We start from the raw sequence: 16,547 nt of genomic DNA on the forward strand, positions 1-16,547 counted from the left end.
AAAACGATCAGCCGCGGCCGATGAAAGGCATCTTCGTGGCCATGACCGTCATGAACTGGACGTTGGCGCTGAGCGGCAGACCGGCCATGTAGAGCACCGCGCCGGCGACGTCCTGGACATCCATTTTCGGCTCCTGGCCGGGAACCAGAGCCTTCGACTGATCGGCGAGGCCGGTGTTGGCGTTGCCGATGTCGATCTGGCCGCAGGCGATGTCGTATTCGCGGCCGTCTAGCGAGATGGATCTGGTAAGGCCGGTGATGGCGTGCTTGGTCGCCGTATACGGAGCCGAGTGCGGGCGGGGCGCGTGCGCGGAGATGGAGCCGTTATTGATGATGCGGCCGCCGCGGGGCTGCTGCTGCTTCATGAGCCGGACGGCGTGCTGCGCGCAGAGAAAGGCTCCGGTAAGGTTGACGCCGACGATGCGGTTCCAGAGCTCGAAGGTGACGTCTTCGAGAGGCACCGCCGGAATATTGATGCCGGCATTGTTGAAGAGCAGATCGAGGCGGCCGTATTCGCCGCGGATGCGGCCGAAGAGATGCTCCACGCTCTCAGGCCGGCTGACATCGGTGGAAACCGGCAGCATGGGGTGAGAGGATGCGCCGCCGAGAGAGGCGGTTTGCTCGAGATCCGCAGCGCGGCGGCCTGCGAGGACCACGCGCCAGCCCGCGCCGTGCAAAGCAAGGCTGACCGCGCGGCCGATGCCGCTGCCGGCTCCGGTGACGAGAGCGATCTTCGGCGTTTCCGTCATGCGTGCGCCTCCTTTAGCGAGCGGCGGCATAATTTGTAACAGGTACGGTGACGATCAGCAGAAAGGAGCGGCGGAACGGCGAAAAGAGCGGCCGGACGCAGGCTTTATCCGTTGGCGTCCTTGTGTTCTTCGTACCAGGCCATCTGAATGGCTTCGAGCTTCGACTCATTCGACTTCGCGGCGTCGTCGGAGAAGCCTTCGAGCTCAGTGACATAACGGTGCAGATCGGTGAAGCGGACGGTCAGCGGGTCAGTGTCGGGGAACTTCTCCTGCAGCAGGATGCCGATCTCCTCGGCATCATTCCAGGTGATTTCGCGGGCCATGTGTTCTCTCTCTGCTTTCTGTATCTGTTGCCGTTACTTTTACGCTATTTGTCTTCGGCGAGAGACAGGGGCTTGCCCTCGGAGACGTAGTTGCGATTCCATTTGGGGATCTCGACGACGTAGGTCCCGGGGCCGGTGATGACGGCCTGGCAGCCGAGACGCGAGTTGAGCTGAAGATCGGCGGCCATGTCGAGGCGGTCGAGCTCGTCGTCGTCGGCTTCGCTCAGCCCCGAAGCGCCCTCTTTGATCCAGAGATGGCAGGTGGTGCAGGCGCAGGAGCCGCCGCAGGCGTGATCGAGGAAGATGCCGTAGTTCTCCGCGACATCGAGGAAGGACATCGGCTTGCCGTGATGGTCGTACGGCATGGAGCCGTATTCAAATTCGACGGTGCGCCCTTCGGGCATGAAGGTGATGCGCACCATGTTGGGCGCGGGCGGTTGGCTGAGATCGATTTCCTGCTGCTTTGTGTCGCTCATCGTGACTGTCTTTCGTCCCTGTCTGCCGAAGTTCTTTCGTTCGTTTCTGCCGAATCGTTTCCTTCGGTTCCTGTTGCTCTTCCGTTGTTGATCTCCGCGGGCGCGAAGGGATGCGGCGCGGTGGGGCCCTGTCCCAGTTTCTCACCGGCGGTGGCCATGGTTTCTCCGTGCAGCGCGGAGGAGACGGCGGCGTCCATCATGAGCTCGGCGAGGCGGTGCGTGGCCTTGTCGAGGGATTCGATGGCGGCGCGGACGGCCTTTGCGTCATCGCCCTGCTTTGCACTCTGCAGCTCCTGCTCGCGGAGAGCGATCTGCGCGCGCTCGTCTTCGGTGAGCCGCTGCCAGGCGGGGTTCTTCGCGGCCTTTTCGACTTTATCGAGGATGTTTTCGGCCTCGTTGCGGGCTTCGATGAGCAGACGCTGATGGAAGTCAGCCTCGGCGTAGTCGAAGGACTCGAGGATCATCGATTCCACCTGCTCGTCGGTGAGGCCGTAGGTGGGTTTGACCTCGATCTCGGCCTCTTTGCCGGAGCGCTGCTCGCGCGCCGAGACATGCAGGATGCCGTTGGCGTCGATGAGGAAGCGGACCTCGATGCGCGGCAGACCGGCGGTCATGGGCGGGATGCCTTTGAGGTCGAAGCGGGCGAGGGAGCGGCAGTCTTTTGCCAGCTCGCGCTCGCCCTGCACGACGTGGATGGCGACACTGGTCTGGCCGTCGACGCCGGTGGTGAAGTGCTCGGTGGCGGAGGCGGGGATGGTGGAGTTGCGCTGGATGATCTTCGCCACGACTCCGCCGAGGGCCTCGATGCCGAGGGAGAGGGGCGTGACGTCGAGCAGCAGCATGTCTTCCGTGGCTTTGCTGCCGCCTTCGAGAATGTGCGCCTGCACCGCCGCGCCGAGGGCGACGACTTCGTCGGGGTTGAGATCGGTGTGGGGCTTTTTGCCGCGCGCGCTGAGGTGAAAGACCTGATCGGTGAGGCGGCGTACGGCGGGAATGCGCGTGGAGCCGCCGACGAGCACGGCCTCGTCGATCTGCCCGGGAGCGATGCCGGCATCTTTCATGGCCTGCAGGCAGGGGCCGAGGGTGCGCTGGAGGATGGGCTGGATAATCTGCTCGAACTGCTCGCGGGTGATCTCGCGGCGGTAGGACCGGCCATCGGGCAGGGTTACGTCGAGGCGCGCCGCGTCGGAGGCAGAGAGCGCGATCTTGGCTTCGATGACGGCTTTGCGGATGGCCTGAATGGCCTCGGCGCTGGTGGTGAGGTCTCCACTTTGAAAATCAGGGCCCAGCTCGCCGCGGATATCGTCGAGCGCGATGGCGATGAGGAGATTGTCGATGTCATCGCCGCCGAGATGCGTGTCGCCGTTGGTGGCGATGACCTCGAAGATGCCCTCGTGCAGCTTGAGGATGGAGATATCGAAGGTGCCGCCGCCGAGATCGTAGACGGCGACGATGCCGGCCTTTTCGCGGTCGAGGCCGTAGGCGAGCGCCGCTGCGGTGGGCTCGTTGACGAGGCGCAGGACTTCGAGTCCGGCCATGCGTCCGGCGTCTTTGGTGGCCTGGCGCTGCGCGTCGTTGAAGTACGCGGGAACGGTGATGACGGCCTTTGTAACCGGTGTGCCGAAGTAGCGCTCGGCGTTCTTTTTAAGCTGGCGCAGGACGTAGGCGGAGATTTCGGGCGGGGTGAACTGCTGGCCACCCAGATCGAGACGGAGGACTTCGCCGGGCTGAATGCCGGAGGCGAGGTGGAAGGGGAAGAGCTTCAGCTCCTCCTGCACATCTTCGACGCCGCGGCCCATGAGGCGCTTGGCCGAGTAGATGACGCGGCCGGGCGTGCTGACGAGCCAGGCGCGGGCGGGGTTGCCGACGATGACCCTGCGCTGCTCCTGCCCGGCTTCGGGGATGGCGACGACGGAGGGCACGAGGTTCGAGCCGTCTTCTCCGGGGATGACGACGGGATGATCGCCCTGCATGAACGCGACGAGCGAGTTGGTGGTGCCGAGGTCGATGCCGACGATGCGGTCCTGTTTTGCTTCGCTCACTGAGAGTCCTGCTTCCGCGCCCATGCCGGAGGGTTGAGCACATACTGCGCTTCGCCTTTACCGAAGGACCAGTCGTCGAATCCGTTTTCAGACAGCACGACCATCACGTCGTCGGAGGCGATCTTTGCCCGCTCGCCGAGGAGACGGGCGAGCTCGGCATAGAGCGCCTGCTTTTTCTCGGTGGTGCGGCCTTTGCTGAGGGTGATGTGCACGAGCACGTAGTCGTCGCTGCGCTGCATGCCCATAAAGCCCGGGTCGACGATCAGCTCTTCTTCGGTGTGCGTGCTGAGCACGATAAAACGGTCGCCTTCAGGGATGCCGACGGTAGCGCGCATGGCGTCGTAGACGGCCGTGGCAATGGCCTTGCGGCGCTCGGTGGTGGTTCTGTTGCGCAGGGAGATGCGAACCAGGGGCATTGTCTTTCCTCTCAGTTGCCCAGCGCGTCGTTGACGTCGCGGACGAGGTTGCGGAGATAGCGGCGGCGGTCGAGCAGGGCGACCATGCTGTCTTTGACCGGCTTCGTCTCGGCCGCGGGAGCGTGGTTGTCGAGGGCCGCGTCCCAGGCGGACCAGAGCGACTGCAGATCGGCGTCGACGGCGGCGAGCTGCGCTTCGAACTGCGTCTTCGCCTTTTCGAGGTCGGCGCGCAGGGCGGGATCGTCGTCGCCCATTTTGCGGTTCATGCGCATCTCTTCAAGCTGCATGTTCAGCTCGAAGACCTCTTCGAGGAGGTCGGCGGGAACGCGGGACTCCTTCGCTTTGCCGTCTTCGGCGCGCTCGCTCTCTACTTGTACACCCTCAACCCTGAGGAGATATTCGGTGCGGCTGACGGGGTTCTTCAGCGTGCGCCAGGCGTCGTTGAGCAGCGAGGTCTGATCGAGGCTCCACTGCTGCTCGTTTGCCGAGGCGCGGGCGTAGACATCGGGGTGCAGTTTGCGGCTGAGCCTGTAGAAGACGCGCTCGAGGGCGGCGGTGTCGATGGCGAGGCGGCGGGGAAGGCCGAAGACGGTGAAGTAGTCGGCGTCGGGCGAAGGCGGCTGGACCTTGCCGCAGGCGTCGCAGAAGGCTCTGGCGCCGGCCAGCGGCGCCCCGCACGACCAGCAGGCCGTGGAAACGGATTGGTGCTCAGCAGTCTGCATCGTTCAGGGTGAAACCGCCCGCGGGCGCGGACGTCAGGAAGAGAATGACGAGCCGCAGCCGCAGGATTTGCTCGAATTGGGATTGATGAAGTTGAAGCCCTGCCGCATCAGCGTTTCCTCGTAGTCGAGCACCATGCCGCTGAGATAGAGGAACGATTTCGGATCGACGAAGACGCGCACATCGTCGAAGGTAAAGATACGGTCGCGCTCGCGAGGCTGCGTGTCGAAGCGGATGTTGTAGGACAGACCGGAGCAGCCGCCGCCCATCACGCCGAGGCGCAGTCCGCCTTCGGCGGGCGAGATGCCTTCCTTCGCCATCGCGACGCGGATGCGCTTCACGGCGCGCTCCGTCACCTCAATGCCCTTGGGCTGAGGCGCGGCGCTTTCCGTATTCAGCACGGCCAATCTGGTCGTCATACAAACTCCAAATCGTTCTCTTGCTTGCCGATACGAGCCTCGAGATGAGAGACACGGTCGGTGAGCTCGATCACTTTCCCTGTGAGCATGTCGATCCTTCCCCCTAAATCAGAGCGAATCGCGCTCGCATCCTGTCGGTTCATCAAAATCCCCACGAGAATAACCAGCACAGGGATTCCAATTGTCAGCACGTCGTGCATTGTCCTCAGCGGCTCCCGCCGCGCACTCCCTATCGCGCTGTCGGCTGCGCCACTTCCGCGCCTTCGGCAACGCCATTTTTCTTCTTCCAGTCGCCGATGGCGGCGCGGATGGCGTCCTCGGCCAGCACGGAGCAGTGAATCTTGACCGGAGGCAGCGAGAGCTCCTTCACGATGTCGGTGTTCTGAATCTTCAGCGCTTCGTCGACGGTTCTGCCCTTGACCCACTCGGTCGCCAGCGACGAGGAGGCAATGGCTGAGCCGCAGCCGAAGGTCTTGAACTTCGCTTCCTCGATGACCTGGGTCTCGGGATTGACACGAATCTGCAGGCGCATGACGTCACCGCACTCCGGCGCGCCGACGAGGCCGGTGCCGACCTCGGAACTCGCTTTATCGAGCTGGCCTACGTTGCGCGGATTGTTGTAGTGGTCGATGACCTTGTCGCTGTATGCCATTTCGTTTCTCCTCTTTGAAACTTACTTTACAGGGCTGAAGCCCCTTTTTCTCTATGCCGTTGCGGCACGGCTGAAGCCGTGCCCTGATACAAAGCTTTCGTCTCTCTTCCGCCGACGGCTGATGCTGCTTTCTGACGAAATACCGTCTCTCCCCCGATCAATGCGCCTGCCACTCGATCTTCGAAATGTCGATGCCTTCCTTCACCATCTCGTAAAGCGGTGAAAGCTCACGCAGCTTCTGCACCACATCGATGACCTTGTCGGCCACGTAGTCGACCTCGGCTTCGGAATTGAAGCGTCCGAGGCCGAAACGGATCGAGCTGTGGGCCACGTCATCGCCGAGACCGAGAGCCTTCAGTACATAAGATGGCTCAAGCGTCGCGGAGGTGCAGGCAGAACCGCTGGAAACCGCTACATCGTTGATTCCCATGAGTAAAGATTCGCCTTCGACATAGACAAAGCTCATGTTGAGGCTGCCGGGAAGGCGATGCTCCATGGAGCCGTTGACGTGGATGTAGTCGAGGCTGCCTTCGAGCTTGTGCTTCAGCTTGTCGCGCAGGGCGATGAGGCGCTTCGATTCGGCTTCCATCTCCTCGCCGGCGATCTCGCAGGCCCTGCCCAGGCCGACGATGCCGGGGACGTTGAGCGTGCCGGAGCGCATGCCGCGCTCATGGCCGCCACCGTTGATCTGCTCGGAGATCTGCACGCGGGGATTGCGGCGGCGCACGTAGAGTGCCCCCACGCCCTTGGGGCCGTAGAGCTTGTGGCCGGAGAGCGAGAGGAGGTCGATGTTCATTTTGTTCACATCGACGGGGATCTTGCCGACGGCCTGTACGGCGTCGGTGTGGAAGATCACGTTGCGCTCGCGGCAGATCTTTCCGATCTCGGCGACGGGCTGAACGACGCCGATCTCATTGTTCGCGAACATGATCGTGACCAGGATGGTCTTGTCGTCGATGGCGCGCTTCAGATCCTCGAGATCGACGAGACCGTCGGCCTTCACCGGCAGATAGGTAACGCGATAGCCGGCCTTCTCGAGGCGCTTGCAGGTATCCAGAATGGCCTTGTGCTCGGTGACCTGGGTGATGATGTGATTGCCGCGCTCGCGGTACATCTCGGCCACGCCCTTGATGGCGAGGTTGTCGGACTCCGTCGCGCCGGAGGTGAAGATGATCTCCTTCGCGGAGGCTCCGATGAGCTTTGCGATCTGTTCGCGCGCGGTCTCGACGGCCTGCTCGGCGACCCAGCCGAACTGGTGATTGCGGCTGGCGGCATTGCCGTAGATGGTCGTCAGATAGGGCATCATCGCTTCGAGCACGCGCGGATCGAGCTGCGTGGTCGCGTGATTATCCATATAGATCGGCAGCTTTACGCCCGCGGGGGCGGTGACACTTCCGTTTCCATTGCCGTTGCCATTTACTGTCGCACTCATATTCGATTCTCTCTCCGAGGTTTTCGGCTCTGCGCTGCGGCTGCGTTAAATCCGTATGGATATCAGGTCGGGTACGCTGTTTCCTTTGCCCGGGCCCTGTCCGGCTTCGACCAGGTCGGAGATCCGGATGTTTTTCAGCAGGTCTGAAATGCTGTCATTGACGCGCGCCAGTGGTTCTTTGATGGTGCAGCTGTCGGTCAGGTCGCAGGAACCGGTGCTGGTTCTGCAGGAGGTGATGAACAGCGGCCCGTCAATGGCGCGGATCACCTCAAACGCCGTAATCTCATGCGGCTTCTTTTCGAGCGAATAGCCCCCGTTCATGCCTGCGTGCGAGCGCAGAATGCCCACCCGGGCCAGACGCTGGAGGATCTTCGCCAGCAGCTGCTGGGGAATGTGGTAAGCCTCGGCTATGTCTTTGGCGCTTAGAGACATATCTTCCCCGTGCTCAGCGAGATACTTGAGCGCCATCAGACCATAATCGGCTTTTTTGGTCAGCCTCAGCATAGGTGGGTTGCTTTGAGGGGGTTCTTCGGCCTCGTAGCAAGTATACGACCAAAAACATCCTGGTTCAATCAGGGGCCGGCATTTGGGTGATGGGGAGTTTGGCCGGGAACTCAGCCTGACGGAGGCTCTGCCACCGCGCGGAATGGCGGTGGCGAGAGTCTCTGTCAGGGATGGGGGTTGAGGGTGATTCTCTGCCGGCGGCGTGCTTACTTTTTCGCCGTGGCAGCCTTCTGCGTGTGTCCTTTTTCTCCGGAGTGCGGCTTGCCCCAGAAGATGAAGGTGCCGAAGCGGGTGGAGGTTACGACATCCATAGCGCCGTCGTGGTTGAGGTCCACGGCGAGGACGTCGGAGCCGACTCCGCTGTGGTTGTCGATGAGATGGGGCACCAGCTTTGCTCCTCCCGGCGCGCTCTTGTCGTGAACGGTCTCATACCAGTAGAGGACCGGCGCTCCGCGAGGATCGGGATCGATGTTGGTGTCGAGGTGGGAGAAGTAGCGTTTGCCGACGATGAAGTCGGTAAGGCCGTCACCGTTGACATCGGCAAAGGTTGAGCCGTGGAGCTCGGAGAAGACGACGCCTCCGGCGTTGTGGAAGGAGGGATCGTCCATGACCTTGTGCTCGACGAAGGAGATGTTGCCCTGGGCGTCGCGCTTCTGCTCGAACCAGGCCAGGCCCCAGCCGTGGGCGTCGAGCGAGGTGACGACGTCGTTGAGGCCGTCGCCGTTTACGTCATAGATGGCCATGACGCTGCCGCCGAAGATGCCGCGGGTGTACTGTGCGAAGGCCTGCGGATGATATTTCCAGCTGGTCTGGTTGCTGCCGGGCGCGGGCTGCTCCCACCAGCCGTAGGCGTTGACAACATCCATGCGGCCATCGCCGTTGATGTCTCCGACACCGATGCCGTGAGCGACGGCATAGCCCTTCTCGGAGATGTTGTGCGTGATCCATGGACCGGTGGGGTTGTTCGGGTCGGGCTTGGCGTAACGGACATAGCCGTCGCCGCAGTAGACCAGCTCAGGCTTGCCGTCGCCGTCGACATCGCGCAGCACGGCGATTTCGCTCGAGACGTGATCGATGACGGGGTATTTATCCCAGCGGCGGTGCTCGCCTTTGGGGTTGACGTAGAGGAAGGCGTCGGGACCGCCTCCGAAGTTGACGGTGAGGACGTCGGGCCATCCGTCGCCGGTGAAGTCGGCGGCGAACTCCATGGTGGCGTTGCCGGCGAACTCGGTGGTGGGGTTGGTGGCCTGGGCGAGCCAGATCTCGCGGGACTTGAGGTAGTCGGGACCGTAATAGATATAAGGACCGGAGACGACGTCGAGCTTGCCGTCGTGGTTAAAGTCGGCGGCGGCGGTTCCCCATGAGTAATAGAAGTCGCTCAGACGCTGGCGGCGGAAGTCGGGCGAGGTGACGTGGGGCACGCGCACCTTGAGGCCCATATCGCCATACGCCAGGCCTTTGAAGGAGACGCTGCCGCTGCCGCCGATGTAGAGGGCGATGGGCCCGTAGCCTTCGTCGGCGACGGAGCCATGCTCACGACCGGTGTTGCGCTGGGCGCGGATGATGTTGGCATCGAAGAAGATCTCGATGGAGTTCCAGTCGCCGGGGCGAAGGCTGTCGTCGGGCGGATGGATGGGCAGGTCGGCCGGCATGGGCGGACGATGGAATTCAAACGGGCGCTCGTTCGCTGACGGCGGCGGCGCCACGCGGACGAGTCCGCCGCCACGGCGCAGCGGCTCACGCGAGGTGATCTTTCCCTGGGCATCGATGGTGACGGCCCAGGCGCCGAGCTCAGGATCGCTGAGCTCGATGTAGTCGCCCTTCATGCCGCCGTCGGAGGTCTTTTCCGCGCGCAGGAGCACGCCGGTGGCGCAGCCTGCGGAGCAACGAAACTGCGTGTAGAAATTGATGTCCTGGAGTGAGTCGTTGAGGACGAGCCAGCCGCCTCCGCCGGACTGCGGGGTGCCGACGATCTCTCCGTTGCCGGCATGCCAGCTGGCCTGGCCAAAGGTGTGCCAGCCGTCGAGACTGGTTCCGCTCATGGTGACGTCAGGATGAAAAGTAGGACCGGAGGCGAAAACCGGCATGGTGCCGAGGGACAGAAATACGGCAATCAGCAGAGAATTTCGTTTCAACATTATTTTCCTCATTTAAGGTGCACGCTGCGGATTTGCCCGGCGCAGCTGTTCCGGAGCAGGGAATTGCTGTGGTTTTAAAAGCTGGCCTGAACCGCGCTGGAAACGATACCAGATTTTCGTAACGCTCCGCAGTGGCCGCCGGAGGCGCGGGGATCGATGAGATCGTTTTCATGGCTGCTGGAAGCGGCTGAAAAAAATTTGCAGAAGGCATGGAGAATACCGCTGCGGAGCGTACCGGAGAGCGGTCCGGGAGAAAGGCCGCCTTTCTGCGGCAGGCGGGAAAGCCTTTACCGGACGCACGCCGGCGGGCGGCAGCCGGTTGGAGGTGTGCGGATTCCATTGTGGAGCGGAAGCTCGCCGCTCATCACATTCCGGTTTGACAGAACCAATAGCCTGGATACAATTTTGCCGAGATAACCTGATTCCTCACGGCCAATACCCCAATGGATACCCCATGCAAGCACCCTAAAGTACGCGTCGTGGCACGCGAAGAGGACGTGGAATATGTCGAGTGCCAGGAATGCGGCGAAGTGTTCGACGCGGGTGAGTTCCGCGACATGGCAATCGAAGAGTCCGTCGACGGCGATGACGATGAAGAATAGAGGACGTTAACCGGTAGCTGCCACGCCAGGCGATCCAAGCTGACGGGCCACCTTCCATGCGTAATGAAATCCTGACAGAACCGTTAAGACAACGGTCGCCATGAGCGACCAGTGCCGGATGAAGAGAACCCATTCGGGCCCATAGAACTGGCTGAGCAGCACGGTCAGCAGGGCGATGATCTGCGCCAGGGTGTTGGCCTTGCCGATGATGCTGGGCCGGAAGTTGCGCATGCCCATGCCTGCGTAAAGGATGGCAGCGACGATGAGGATGCCGAGATCGCGCGCGAAGACCAGAACGGTGACGCGGCGGGAGATGAGGGCCTCATGGTGCAGGACGAGAAAGAGCGTGCTCAGCAGCAGTTTGTCGGCGACGGGGTCGAGATACTGTCCCAGAATGGTGCGCTGTTTGAGCACGCGGGCGAGCAGGCCGTCGAGGCCGTCGGTGATTCCGGCGAGGATGAAGAGACCGAAGGCGGTGCGGAAGTGGCCGTCGAGAATGGCCAGGACCAGAAAGGGGACGATGCAGAGCCTGAGGAAGGTAAGCTGATTCGGCGTGGCGCGGATAGCATTCATGAACGCTGAGCAAAACCCTTATCCTAACGCAGCCATGGGGCAAATCCAACGGAAAGACGCCGGGTGGTAAACGGGCGATCCGAACGGTTTGGGAGCGCCCCAGGCTCCTTCCGCGGGCAGGTTCAGTTCAGCAAGTCGGCGTCGGGCAGTGGCCTGATAATTGTCGAACGGGCGAAGGGCATGGCTCGATCCATCCCATCAATCCCTGATATGATGAAAAGCGCTGCATCCCTCACGCAGGCGCGTAGCTCAGCTGGTTAGAGCGCTACCTTGACACGGTAGAGGTCAGCGGTTCGAATCCGCTCGTGCCTACCATATCCTTAAGCACTTACAGTCAGTCCTTCCGAAGCGCCGGCAGCATTTGGCAGCAAATCACCGGAAGCCTGCTGCGCTTCTCCTCTTTTCTGCAGCATCATGTACCGCTCCGATCATCCCCTTCACACTCTCCGGCAATTTCTCCGGCTCGGGTTTCTGACGGCTGCATCCGGTTACAGAAAGCTCGGTCCGCTCCGGTTCGACGGCTTTTGCTTTGTTGAGCGGAAGCCGTGCATGGACTTCCGCAACCTGAGGCCGCCGCGCCAGATCTGGTTCAACTGGCTGGAGGGATGACTGGGCCAAAGGCTAACCCTGGTCCGTTTCATCGGTCAGACAGATAACCGAGATGCCGGAATGGAGGAGTGAAGTGGCTGTTATGTTCGATCCGAAAAAGTCTCCCGTCTGGGCTCCTGTTCCACTGCGGCTTATCGCAGGTTTCGGCTTCATGGAACATGGTTATGCCAAACTGATCAAAGGTCCGGAGGCGTTTGCCTCCATCCTGCACGCCCTGCATGTACCTGCTCCGCATCTGATGGCGTGGCTGACTATCCTGACGGAATTGCTCGGAGGCCTGGCTGTACTGCTCGGCTGCTTTATTCCGCTGGTCAGCGTACCGATGGCGGCTGTCCTGCTGGTGGCCATGTTCAGTGTGCACTGGCGATATGGGTTTAGTTCGATCAAGCTGATGGCAGTAACGCCGGCAGGAGCGACCTTTGGCCCGCCTGGCTACGAGTGTGATTTGCTCTATCTGGCATGTTTAGCTGCGCTGGTACTTCTGGGGCCGGGCCGGTTTTCGCTCGATGAAGTATTCTCAGGCAAGCATTGATTGCCAGCCATGACGCGCTTTCCCCTCGCTTACAGCGCCGGGGGAAACGACGATTTCTATAACCATCGGACGAACGGCGTCCTATAGACAGAGCAAACCCAGGCAGATCGCGAGCGCAGCAGAAAGGCGTTCCGGGCTGCGCGAATGTCTGAGAGGCAGGGAGCTGATGGAAAAACCCGCTGTGGAATTTCAGCATGACGGTGAGCTGGCCTATCTGCTGCTCCGTATCACAATCGGCACGAACATCTGCATGCATGGAGTGAGCAGAATTCTCAGCGGAACCGCATCCTTCGCACATTCTCTGCTTCCCCTCTTTCAAAAGACGCCCCTGCCCGGATGGGCGGTACTTGCCTTCGGATTGACTCTTCCGTGGCTTGAAGCAGTTTTCGGGTTGCTGGTTCTGCTCGGACTGTGCACCCGTTTCGCGCTGCTTGCCGGCTCACTCCTTTTAATCGCTTTGACCTTCGGGTCAACGCTTCGGCAGGATTGGGAGAGCGCGGGGCTGCAACTTATCTATGCAGCCGTTTATACCGCCCTTCTGGCCTTTAGAAACAGGAATGTCTATTCTCTCGATTCTCTGTTCGGATTCGGTCCGCGAACGCGTGAGTAGTCCCCTCGACTGGAAATATCGAACGCGAACAGCCTGATGCACTCATTTGCAGCCTCTCCGGCGGTTTTCGTTTCCATGCGTGTCATGGCCTGAAGTCACTCATCGAGTGAGCCGGGAGCGTCAGAGCTGATTCGGCGGAAACGACCCCGGACCGCTGCCGAATATCGTTCTTTGCAAAGGTTTGTGGCGTTTGTGACATACGATTCAAACTCGTCTGCGATTCTGCTCCTTTTGTGGGCATAACGCAGACCGATCCTCCTTTCTGCTTCAGGCTCCGGCCGGTCAGGTCTTAAAACCAGTTCCGTACCTCTGCCATGACGGGTGCAGCGATGCCGAATGTTAAGAGTTGGCGAATATACCCTCGCGTCATGTTTGATTCGCCTGTCTCCGAGGGTTCTGTAGGTAGAGCCCTAAAGCTATGCAGACTTCTCATTCCAGATCCGGATGGAGGACCAACGAAGATGTGTTCTTCGCTTACTACCCGCGTCTGCTGGAGTGGGCGATGCAGATTACGCATAAGGATCGGGAAGAGGCCGAGGATCTGGTTCATGACCTCTACTTCCGCATCACCCGCATTTCGCGATCCATCGACGCGATGGAATCGATTGACTCCTATTTATTCAAAGTCATACGCAACCTCTATTATTCCCGCCTTCACCGCGAAGGCCGCGATCCCCTGAACGATCTGTCCATCGTGGACTACGACTCGGTGGAGCAGGGTCTGGCCGTTGCCGATCGCCGCGAGATGCTGTTTGCCCGTGCTCATCTTCGGCAAATCTGCCGCCACGTCTGCCAGCGAAAGAGCGCGGCTCGTTCCGCCAGTGTTCTCATCCTGCGCTTCTTTCTGGGGTATTACGCCAGTGAGCTGATGAAGATTCTCCAGGCGCCACGGTCTTCTGTGGACAGATCTCTTCAGGTGGCGCGGAGCGAGGCACGCCTGTTTCTGGAGCGGCCCGGCGCGCTTCGGTTCATATCGCAGCCGCCGCAGCGTGAAGTGGCGTTTTCAGCCGAAGGCGAGGATACTCAAAGGCTTTTCTCCGAGCTGAGGGAGGCGATCTTCTCAGCTACTGAAGGGCCGTGCTTTCCCGCTTCTGCTCTGGAGCGGCGTTATGCCGCGGACAGCGTGGCCCTGGCTTTTACTGCGTCCGAACTCGCTCACCTCGTGAGCTGCAGGATATGTCTGGATCGGGTGAATACCATTCTCCACCTGCCGCTGCTGGCGGAGCGGTCGCCGGAGTACGGATTGGATCGCGATAGTACATCGGGGCCGGGAGCGGGCGGAGATGCGGAAGATGCGGGCGCGCCGATTCGCCGCCGGCCGTCGGCGAAAGGGCCTTCCCTTCGCAAAATCGAGCGCCGGGCGCGCGAGCTTTATGAGCACCGGCCGGAGAGCCTGCAGATTGCAGTGGACGGCGAGGTGCGTGCCTCTCAGAAAGTTTCGGCCGAAAAGAATGAACTGCATCTGAAGCTGGGCAGGAAGGACGAGCCGTCATTCATCGAGGTCTTCAGTGAGCAGGGCTTCTGTCTGGCGTATCTCGATGTTATCGATCCTGCATCTCCGGATGGGCTGGAGCAGGAAGAGAGGGTGGCATTGAGCGACGACCGCTCTCTTATTGTCACCCTTACGTTTGCTGCGGATGTTCCTATTCTTCACGTTCTGTACCGCGATCCGGTTATGACTGAGAGGGTCGCGACGGAGACGGATTCGGCGCGTGCGGAAGGCGCTGTCGCAATCCGGGAGACAGCATCCGTTGCCAGCGTGCCGCTTCGCGGGATCGTGCTTCGTCCTGGAAGATGGATTCGCCGCAGAGCCGACAGAGTATTTGCCTGGATGCAGGTCTGGTATCAGCTTTTCGTTCGCACTATGAACCCTTTCCTCGCGAGTGCCGCTGTCTTCGCTCTCGGCACAGCCGTGTGCCTCTTCCTGTGGATGAGAAGTGCCTCTCCTATGCCGGCCAGCGCGTTTTTACAGCATGCCGAAAAAGCGGAACAGGCACAGGTTCCCTCCACTGAGTCCAGGGTCATTTCTCAAAAGGTTCGCATTCGGACGGCGGCGCAATCCATCGAGCGAACGATTCACCGTGATTCGACTGGACGGCGTAAACCCAAAAGGCACGCCCTCGATCGGCAGACTGCGGCACTGGAGGCAAAGCTTGCAAAGGGTGGTGTGAACTGGGATGAGCCGCTGTCGGCCGCCACGTATGAGAACTGGCGTGAGCACTCACAAATCGTGAGAGATATTGTTCGGAAAACCGGGAACAATCTTCTGACCTTGACGACCACGATTGATGACGCGAGCGTGACGCAGGAATCACTGACGGTCAGGGCGAATGACTTTCATCCGGTAGCACGTACTGTTTCGTTCCGCGACACGGGCGATGTTGAAATTGCTGAACTCGATTACGCTGTGATGCCGTGGAGCGATGCGGAGCCCGGCTGGTTTGAACCGATGCGAGCAGCCGGTTCAGGCGTGAACGGTCCTGGTGTGCATCCTCTGATAACCGCGCACCTTGCGGCGCTGCCGCTCACTGACGCACAGGTCGACGAAGCAGAACTGGGCGCGATGCTGGCCCTGCATCAGCTCCGCGCCGATGCGGACAACCGCGTACAGATCATTCGGCGGTCCAGCGGAGTGCAGGTCAAGGGCATTGTTGAAGACGATGCGCGTAAGCGAGAGCTGGAGATGCGGCTGAACGAGGTGCCGCATGTGATTCCGGCGATTTTCACCTTTGCGGAACTGGAGCACCAGTCAGGCTTCCCTGCAGGAGAAGGGGGGCAGAATCCCCGGCCTGTTTTGGAGTCCGACGAAGAAAAGGTATCTCCTCTGGAGAAGTTTCTCCTGACGAAAGGCGAATCCAGGGACGAGATGAGCCGTCTGGCGAATCGGCTGTCAGACAGCGCCGATGCGGTCGACCGGGAGAGTTCGCATCTTGCGGAACTGATCCACCGCTATGCTCCCGATCGACAACAACTCACCGAAGCGGGACGTACGACGCTCGATCAACTGATTGCGGAACGTAAGGCAAGTATCCTCGCGGCACTTGACGAGGAAGAGCATTCCCTGGCGGAAGCCGGCCTTACCGACTCCTATACATCCGATATTCAGAAAACAACTCTCGACATAGAAGAAGCGACGAAACAGAACAGCAAATTGTGTGATGAGCTGGTTTTCGGCGACGCCGGACATTCAAGGTCTGCGCAGGACATCCTCCCGGAGCTGGCTCAAACGATCCATCAATTACACGCAGTGACTCTGCAATTGTCGCCATTGCCCCCGACCCGAACAGCGCCTCGCAAAGAACAACAGGACTAATCAAAGAATGCGCAAACATCTGTTTCAACTCTTCGTATACGTCTGCGTCTTTGGCGGAGCGGCAATGGCTCTCGGTCAGAATGCCCGCTTTTCCGGCCAGGTTACGGACCAGCAGAACGCGGCGATCCCCAATGCGAATATCCGGGCCATCAATCAGGATTCCCATTCTGTGTCCGAGAGCAAATCCAATGGCGAAGGAAGTTATACGATCCCGTTTCTGCCTGCCGGCCATTACAAAATTGAAGTACAGGCTTCAGGTTTCAGTCCTTCGATGAGCGAGGACATATCGCTGAATGTTGGGCAGGCATTTATTTACAACATTCAGCTCACGATTGGTTCAACGCAGTCTACCGTCAGCGTGAATGCGGGCAGCGAAGTGACGCAGGTGAATACGGAGAATGCGGAGGTCGGCGGCACGATCACCGGTAAGGAAGTCTC

The 16,547-nt window shown here is 60.6% G+C and carries 18 protein-coding genes, 1 tRNA gene and 1 pseudogene; 7 read left to right on the top strand and 13 right to left on the bottom strand.

The features are described 5' to 3' along the window. Window positions 1-7: 7 nt before the first annotated feature. The 12 genes from D0Y96_RS19880 to D0Y96_RS19935 form a co-directional block, all read right to left on the bottom strand. Window positions 8-748, bottom strand: coding sequence for an SDR family oxidoreductase (locus D0Y96_RS19880; protein ID WP_117303569.1), 741 nt, complete (start codon window positions 746-748; stop codon window positions 8-10). A gap of 104 nt (window positions 749-852) precedes the next feature. Then, entirely contained in the window at window positions 853-1,071 is a 219-nt protein-coding gene (iscX, locus tag D0Y96_RS19885) for a Fe-S cluster assembly protein IscX (RefSeq protein WP_117303571.1), read from the bottom strand. Window positions 1,072-1,115: 44 nt separating this feature from the next. Next, window positions 1,116-1,547, bottom strand: a complete 432-nt coding sequence (locus D0Y96_RS19890; RefSeq protein ID WP_117303573.1) for a 2Fe-2S iron-sulfur cluster-binding protein — start codon at window positions 1,545-1,547, stop codon at window positions 1,116-1,118. Next, complete coding sequence (gene hscA, locus D0Y96_RS19895; protein WP_117303575.1) at window positions 1,544-3,613, bottom strand: Fe-S protein assembly chaperone HscA; 2,070 nt, start codon at window positions 3,611-3,613, stop codon at window positions 1,544-1,546. Before hscA ends, D0Y96_RS19890 begins: the two co-directional genes overlap by 4 nt. After that, on the bottom strand, window positions 3,586-4,005 hold the full coding sequence (locus tag D0Y96_RS19900; protein WP_117303577.1) for a tautomerase family protein: 420 nt from the start codon (window positions 4,003-4,005) through the stop codon (window positions 3,586-3,588). The genes hscA and D0Y96_RS19900 overlap by 28 nt, the downstream gene beginning before the upstream one ends. 11 nt (window positions 4,006-4,016) lie before the next feature. Then, complete coding sequence (gene hscB, locus D0Y96_RS19905) at window positions 4,017-4,727, bottom strand: Fe-S protein assembly co-chaperone HscB (RefSeq protein ID WP_117303579.1); 711 nt, start codon at window positions 4,725-4,727, stop codon at window positions 4,017-4,019. Between the two features lie 33 nt (window positions 4,728-4,760). Next, window positions 4,761-5,144 carry a HesB/IscA family protein gene (locus D0Y96_RS19910; RefSeq protein ID WP_117303581.1) on the bottom strand — a complete coding sequence of 128 codons (384 nt, stop codon included), beginning with the start codon at window positions 5,142-5,144 and terminating at the stop codon, window positions 4,761-4,763. After that, the gene (locus tag D0Y96_RS19915; protein ID WP_117303584.1) at window positions 5,141-5,344 is read right to left on the bottom strand and encodes a hypothetical protein; all 204 of its coding nucleotides are present in this window, start codon (window positions 5,342-5,344) and stop codon (window positions 5,141-5,143) included. Before D0Y96_RS19915 ends, D0Y96_RS19910 begins: the two co-directional genes overlap by 4 nt. 29 nt (window positions 5,345-5,373) lie before the next feature. After that, window positions 5,374-5,796 carry a Fe-S cluster assembly scaffold IscU gene (iscU, locus tag D0Y96_RS19920; protein ID WP_117303586.1) on the bottom strand — a complete coding sequence of 141 codons (423 nt, stop codon included), beginning with the start codon at window positions 5,794-5,796 and terminating at the stop codon, window positions 5,374-5,376. Window positions 5,797-5,953: 157 nt separating this feature from the next. Next, window positions 5,954-7,228 carry an IscS subfamily cysteine desulfurase gene (locus D0Y96_RS19925; protein WP_117303588.1) on the bottom strand — a complete coding sequence of 425 codons (1,275 nt, stop codon included), beginning with the start codon at window positions 7,226-7,228 and terminating at the stop codon, window positions 5,954-5,956. A 45-nt stretch (window positions 7,229-7,273) separates the two neighbouring features. Beyond that, complete coding sequence (locus D0Y96_RS19930) at window positions 7,274-7,732, bottom strand: RrF2 family transcriptional regulator (protein ID WP_117303590.1); 459 nt, start codon at window positions 7,730-7,732, stop codon at window positions 7,274-7,276. Between the two features lie 206 nt (window positions 7,733-7,938). Then, on the bottom strand, window positions 7,939-9,870 hold the full coding sequence (locus D0Y96_RS19935) for an FG-GAP-like repeat-containing protein (RefSeq protein WP_117303592.1): 1,932 nt from the start codon (window positions 9,868-9,870) through the stop codon (window positions 7,939-7,941). A 479-nt stretch (window positions 9,871-10,349) separates the two neighbouring features. On the opposite strand from D0Y96_RS19935, the gene D0Y96_RS20620 reads away from it, so the two are divergent. Then, the gene (locus tag D0Y96_RS20620) at window positions 10,350-10,472 is read left to right on the top strand and encodes a hypothetical protein (protein WP_286676456.1); all 123 of its coding nucleotides are present in this window, start codon (window positions 10,350-10,352) and stop codon (window positions 10,470-10,472) included. 6 nt (window positions 10,473-10,478) lie between these two features. On the opposite strand, the gene D0Y96_RS19940 is transcribed toward D0Y96_RS20620, so the two are convergent. Next, window positions 10,479-11,045, bottom strand: a complete 567-nt coding sequence (locus D0Y96_RS19940; RefSeq protein WP_117303594.1) for a CDP-alcohol phosphatidyltransferase family protein — start codon at window positions 11,043-11,045, stop codon at window positions 10,479-10,481. 238 nt (window positions 11,046-11,283) lie between these two features. On the opposite strand from D0Y96_RS19940, the gene D0Y96_RS19945 reads away from it, so the two are divergent. The 6 genes and pseudogenes from D0Y96_RS19945 to D0Y96_RS19965 form a co-directional block, all read left to right on the top strand. Further along, window positions 11,284-11,360: transfer RNA gene (locus tag D0Y96_RS19945), tRNA-Val, on the top strand. A gap of 376 nt (window positions 11,361-11,736) precedes the next feature. After that, window positions 11,737-12,186, top strand: coding sequence for a DoxX family protein (locus D0Y96_RS19950; protein ID WP_117303598.1), 450 nt, complete (start codon window positions 11,737-11,739; stop codon window positions 12,184-12,186). A gap of 166 nt (window positions 12,187-12,352) precedes the next feature. Further along, a complete protein-coding gene (locus tag D0Y96_RS19955) occupies window positions 12,353-12,796 on the top strand; it encodes a DoxX family membrane protein (RefSeq protein ID WP_117303600.1) in 444 nt (147 codons plus the stop codon). A gap of 502 nt (window positions 12,797-13,298) precedes the next feature. After that, window positions 13,299-13,670: pseudogene (locus tag D0Y96_RS20830) on the top strand (RNA polymerase sigma factor); the annotation flags it as partial. 531 nt (window positions 13,671-14,201) lie between these two features. Further along, on the top strand, window positions 14,202-16,109 hold the full coding sequence (locus D0Y96_RS19960; RefSeq protein WP_252263984.1) for a hypothetical protein: 1,908 nt from the start codon (window positions 14,202-14,204) through the stop codon (window positions 16,107-16,109). A 7-nt stretch (window positions 16,110-16,116) separates the two neighbouring features. Then, a partial coding sequence (locus D0Y96_RS19965; RefSeq protein WP_147325153.1) for a carboxypeptidase-like regulatory domain-containing protein occupies window positions 16,117-16,547 on the top strand: 431 nt, incomplete at its 3' end.

The sequence above is a fragment of the Paracidobacterium acidisoli genome (assembly GCF_003428625.2).
GTDB lineage: Bacteria > Acidobacteriota > Terriglobia > Terriglobales > Acidobacteriaceae > Paracidobacterium > Paracidobacterium acidisoli.

Coding starts and splice junctions, on each gene's coding strand:
- iscU (WP_117303586.1), bottom strand. CDS start 5,796: ATGGCATACAGCGACAAGGTCATCGACCACTACAACAATCCGCGCAAC.
- D0Y96_RS19955 (WP_117303600.1), top strand. CDS start 12,353: ATGGAAAAACCCGCTGTGGAATTTCAGCATGACGGTGAGCTGGCCTAT.
- D0Y96_RS19925 (WP_117303588.1), bottom strand. CDS start 7,228: ATGAGTGCGACAGTAAATGGCAACGGCAATGGAAACGGAAGTGTCACC.
- hscA (WP_117303575.1), bottom strand. CDS start 3,613: ATGGGCGCGGAAGCAGGACTCTCAGTGAGCGAAGCAAAACAGGACCGC.
- D0Y96_RS19880 (WP_117303569.1), bottom strand. CDS start 748: ATGACGGAAACGCCGAAGATCGCTCTCGTCACCGGAGCCGGCAGCGGC.
- D0Y96_RS19930 (WP_117303590.1), bottom strand. CDS start 7,732: ATGCTGAGGCTGACCAAAAAAGCCGATTATGGTCTGATGGCGCTCAAG.
- D0Y96_RS19940 (WP_117303594.1), bottom strand. CDS start 11,045: ATGAATGCTATCCGCGCCACGCCGAATCAGCTTACCTTCCTCAGGCTC.
- D0Y96_RS19890 (WP_117303573.1), bottom strand. CDS start 1,547: ATGAGCGACACAAAGCAGCAGGAAATCGATCTCAGCCAACCGCCCGCG.
- D0Y96_RS19910 (WP_117303581.1), bottom strand. CDS start 5,144: ATGACGACCAGATTGGCCGTGCTGAATACGGAAAGCGCCGCGCCTCAG.
- D0Y96_RS19935 (WP_117303592.1), bottom strand. CDS start 9,870: ATGTTGAAACGAAATTCTCTGCTGATTGCCGTATTTCTGTCCCTCGGC.
- iscX (WP_117303571.1), bottom strand. CDS start 1,071: ATGGCCCGCGAAATCACCTGGAATGATGCCGAGGAGATCGGCATCCTG.
- hscB (WP_117303579.1), bottom strand. CDS start 4,727: ATGCAGACTGCTGAGCACCAATCCGTTTCCACGGCCTGCTGGTCGTGC.
- D0Y96_RS19950 (WP_117303598.1), top strand. CDS start 11,737: ATGTTCGATCCGAAAAAGTCTCCCGTCTGGGCTCCTGTTCCACTGCGG.
- D0Y96_RS19915 (WP_117303584.1), bottom strand. CDS start 5,344: ATGCACGACGTGCTGACAATTGGAATCCCTGTGCTGGTTATTCTCGTG.
- D0Y96_RS19900 (WP_117303577.1), bottom strand. CDS start 4,005: ATGCCCCTGGTTCGCATCTCCCTGCGCAACAGAACCACCACCGAGCGC.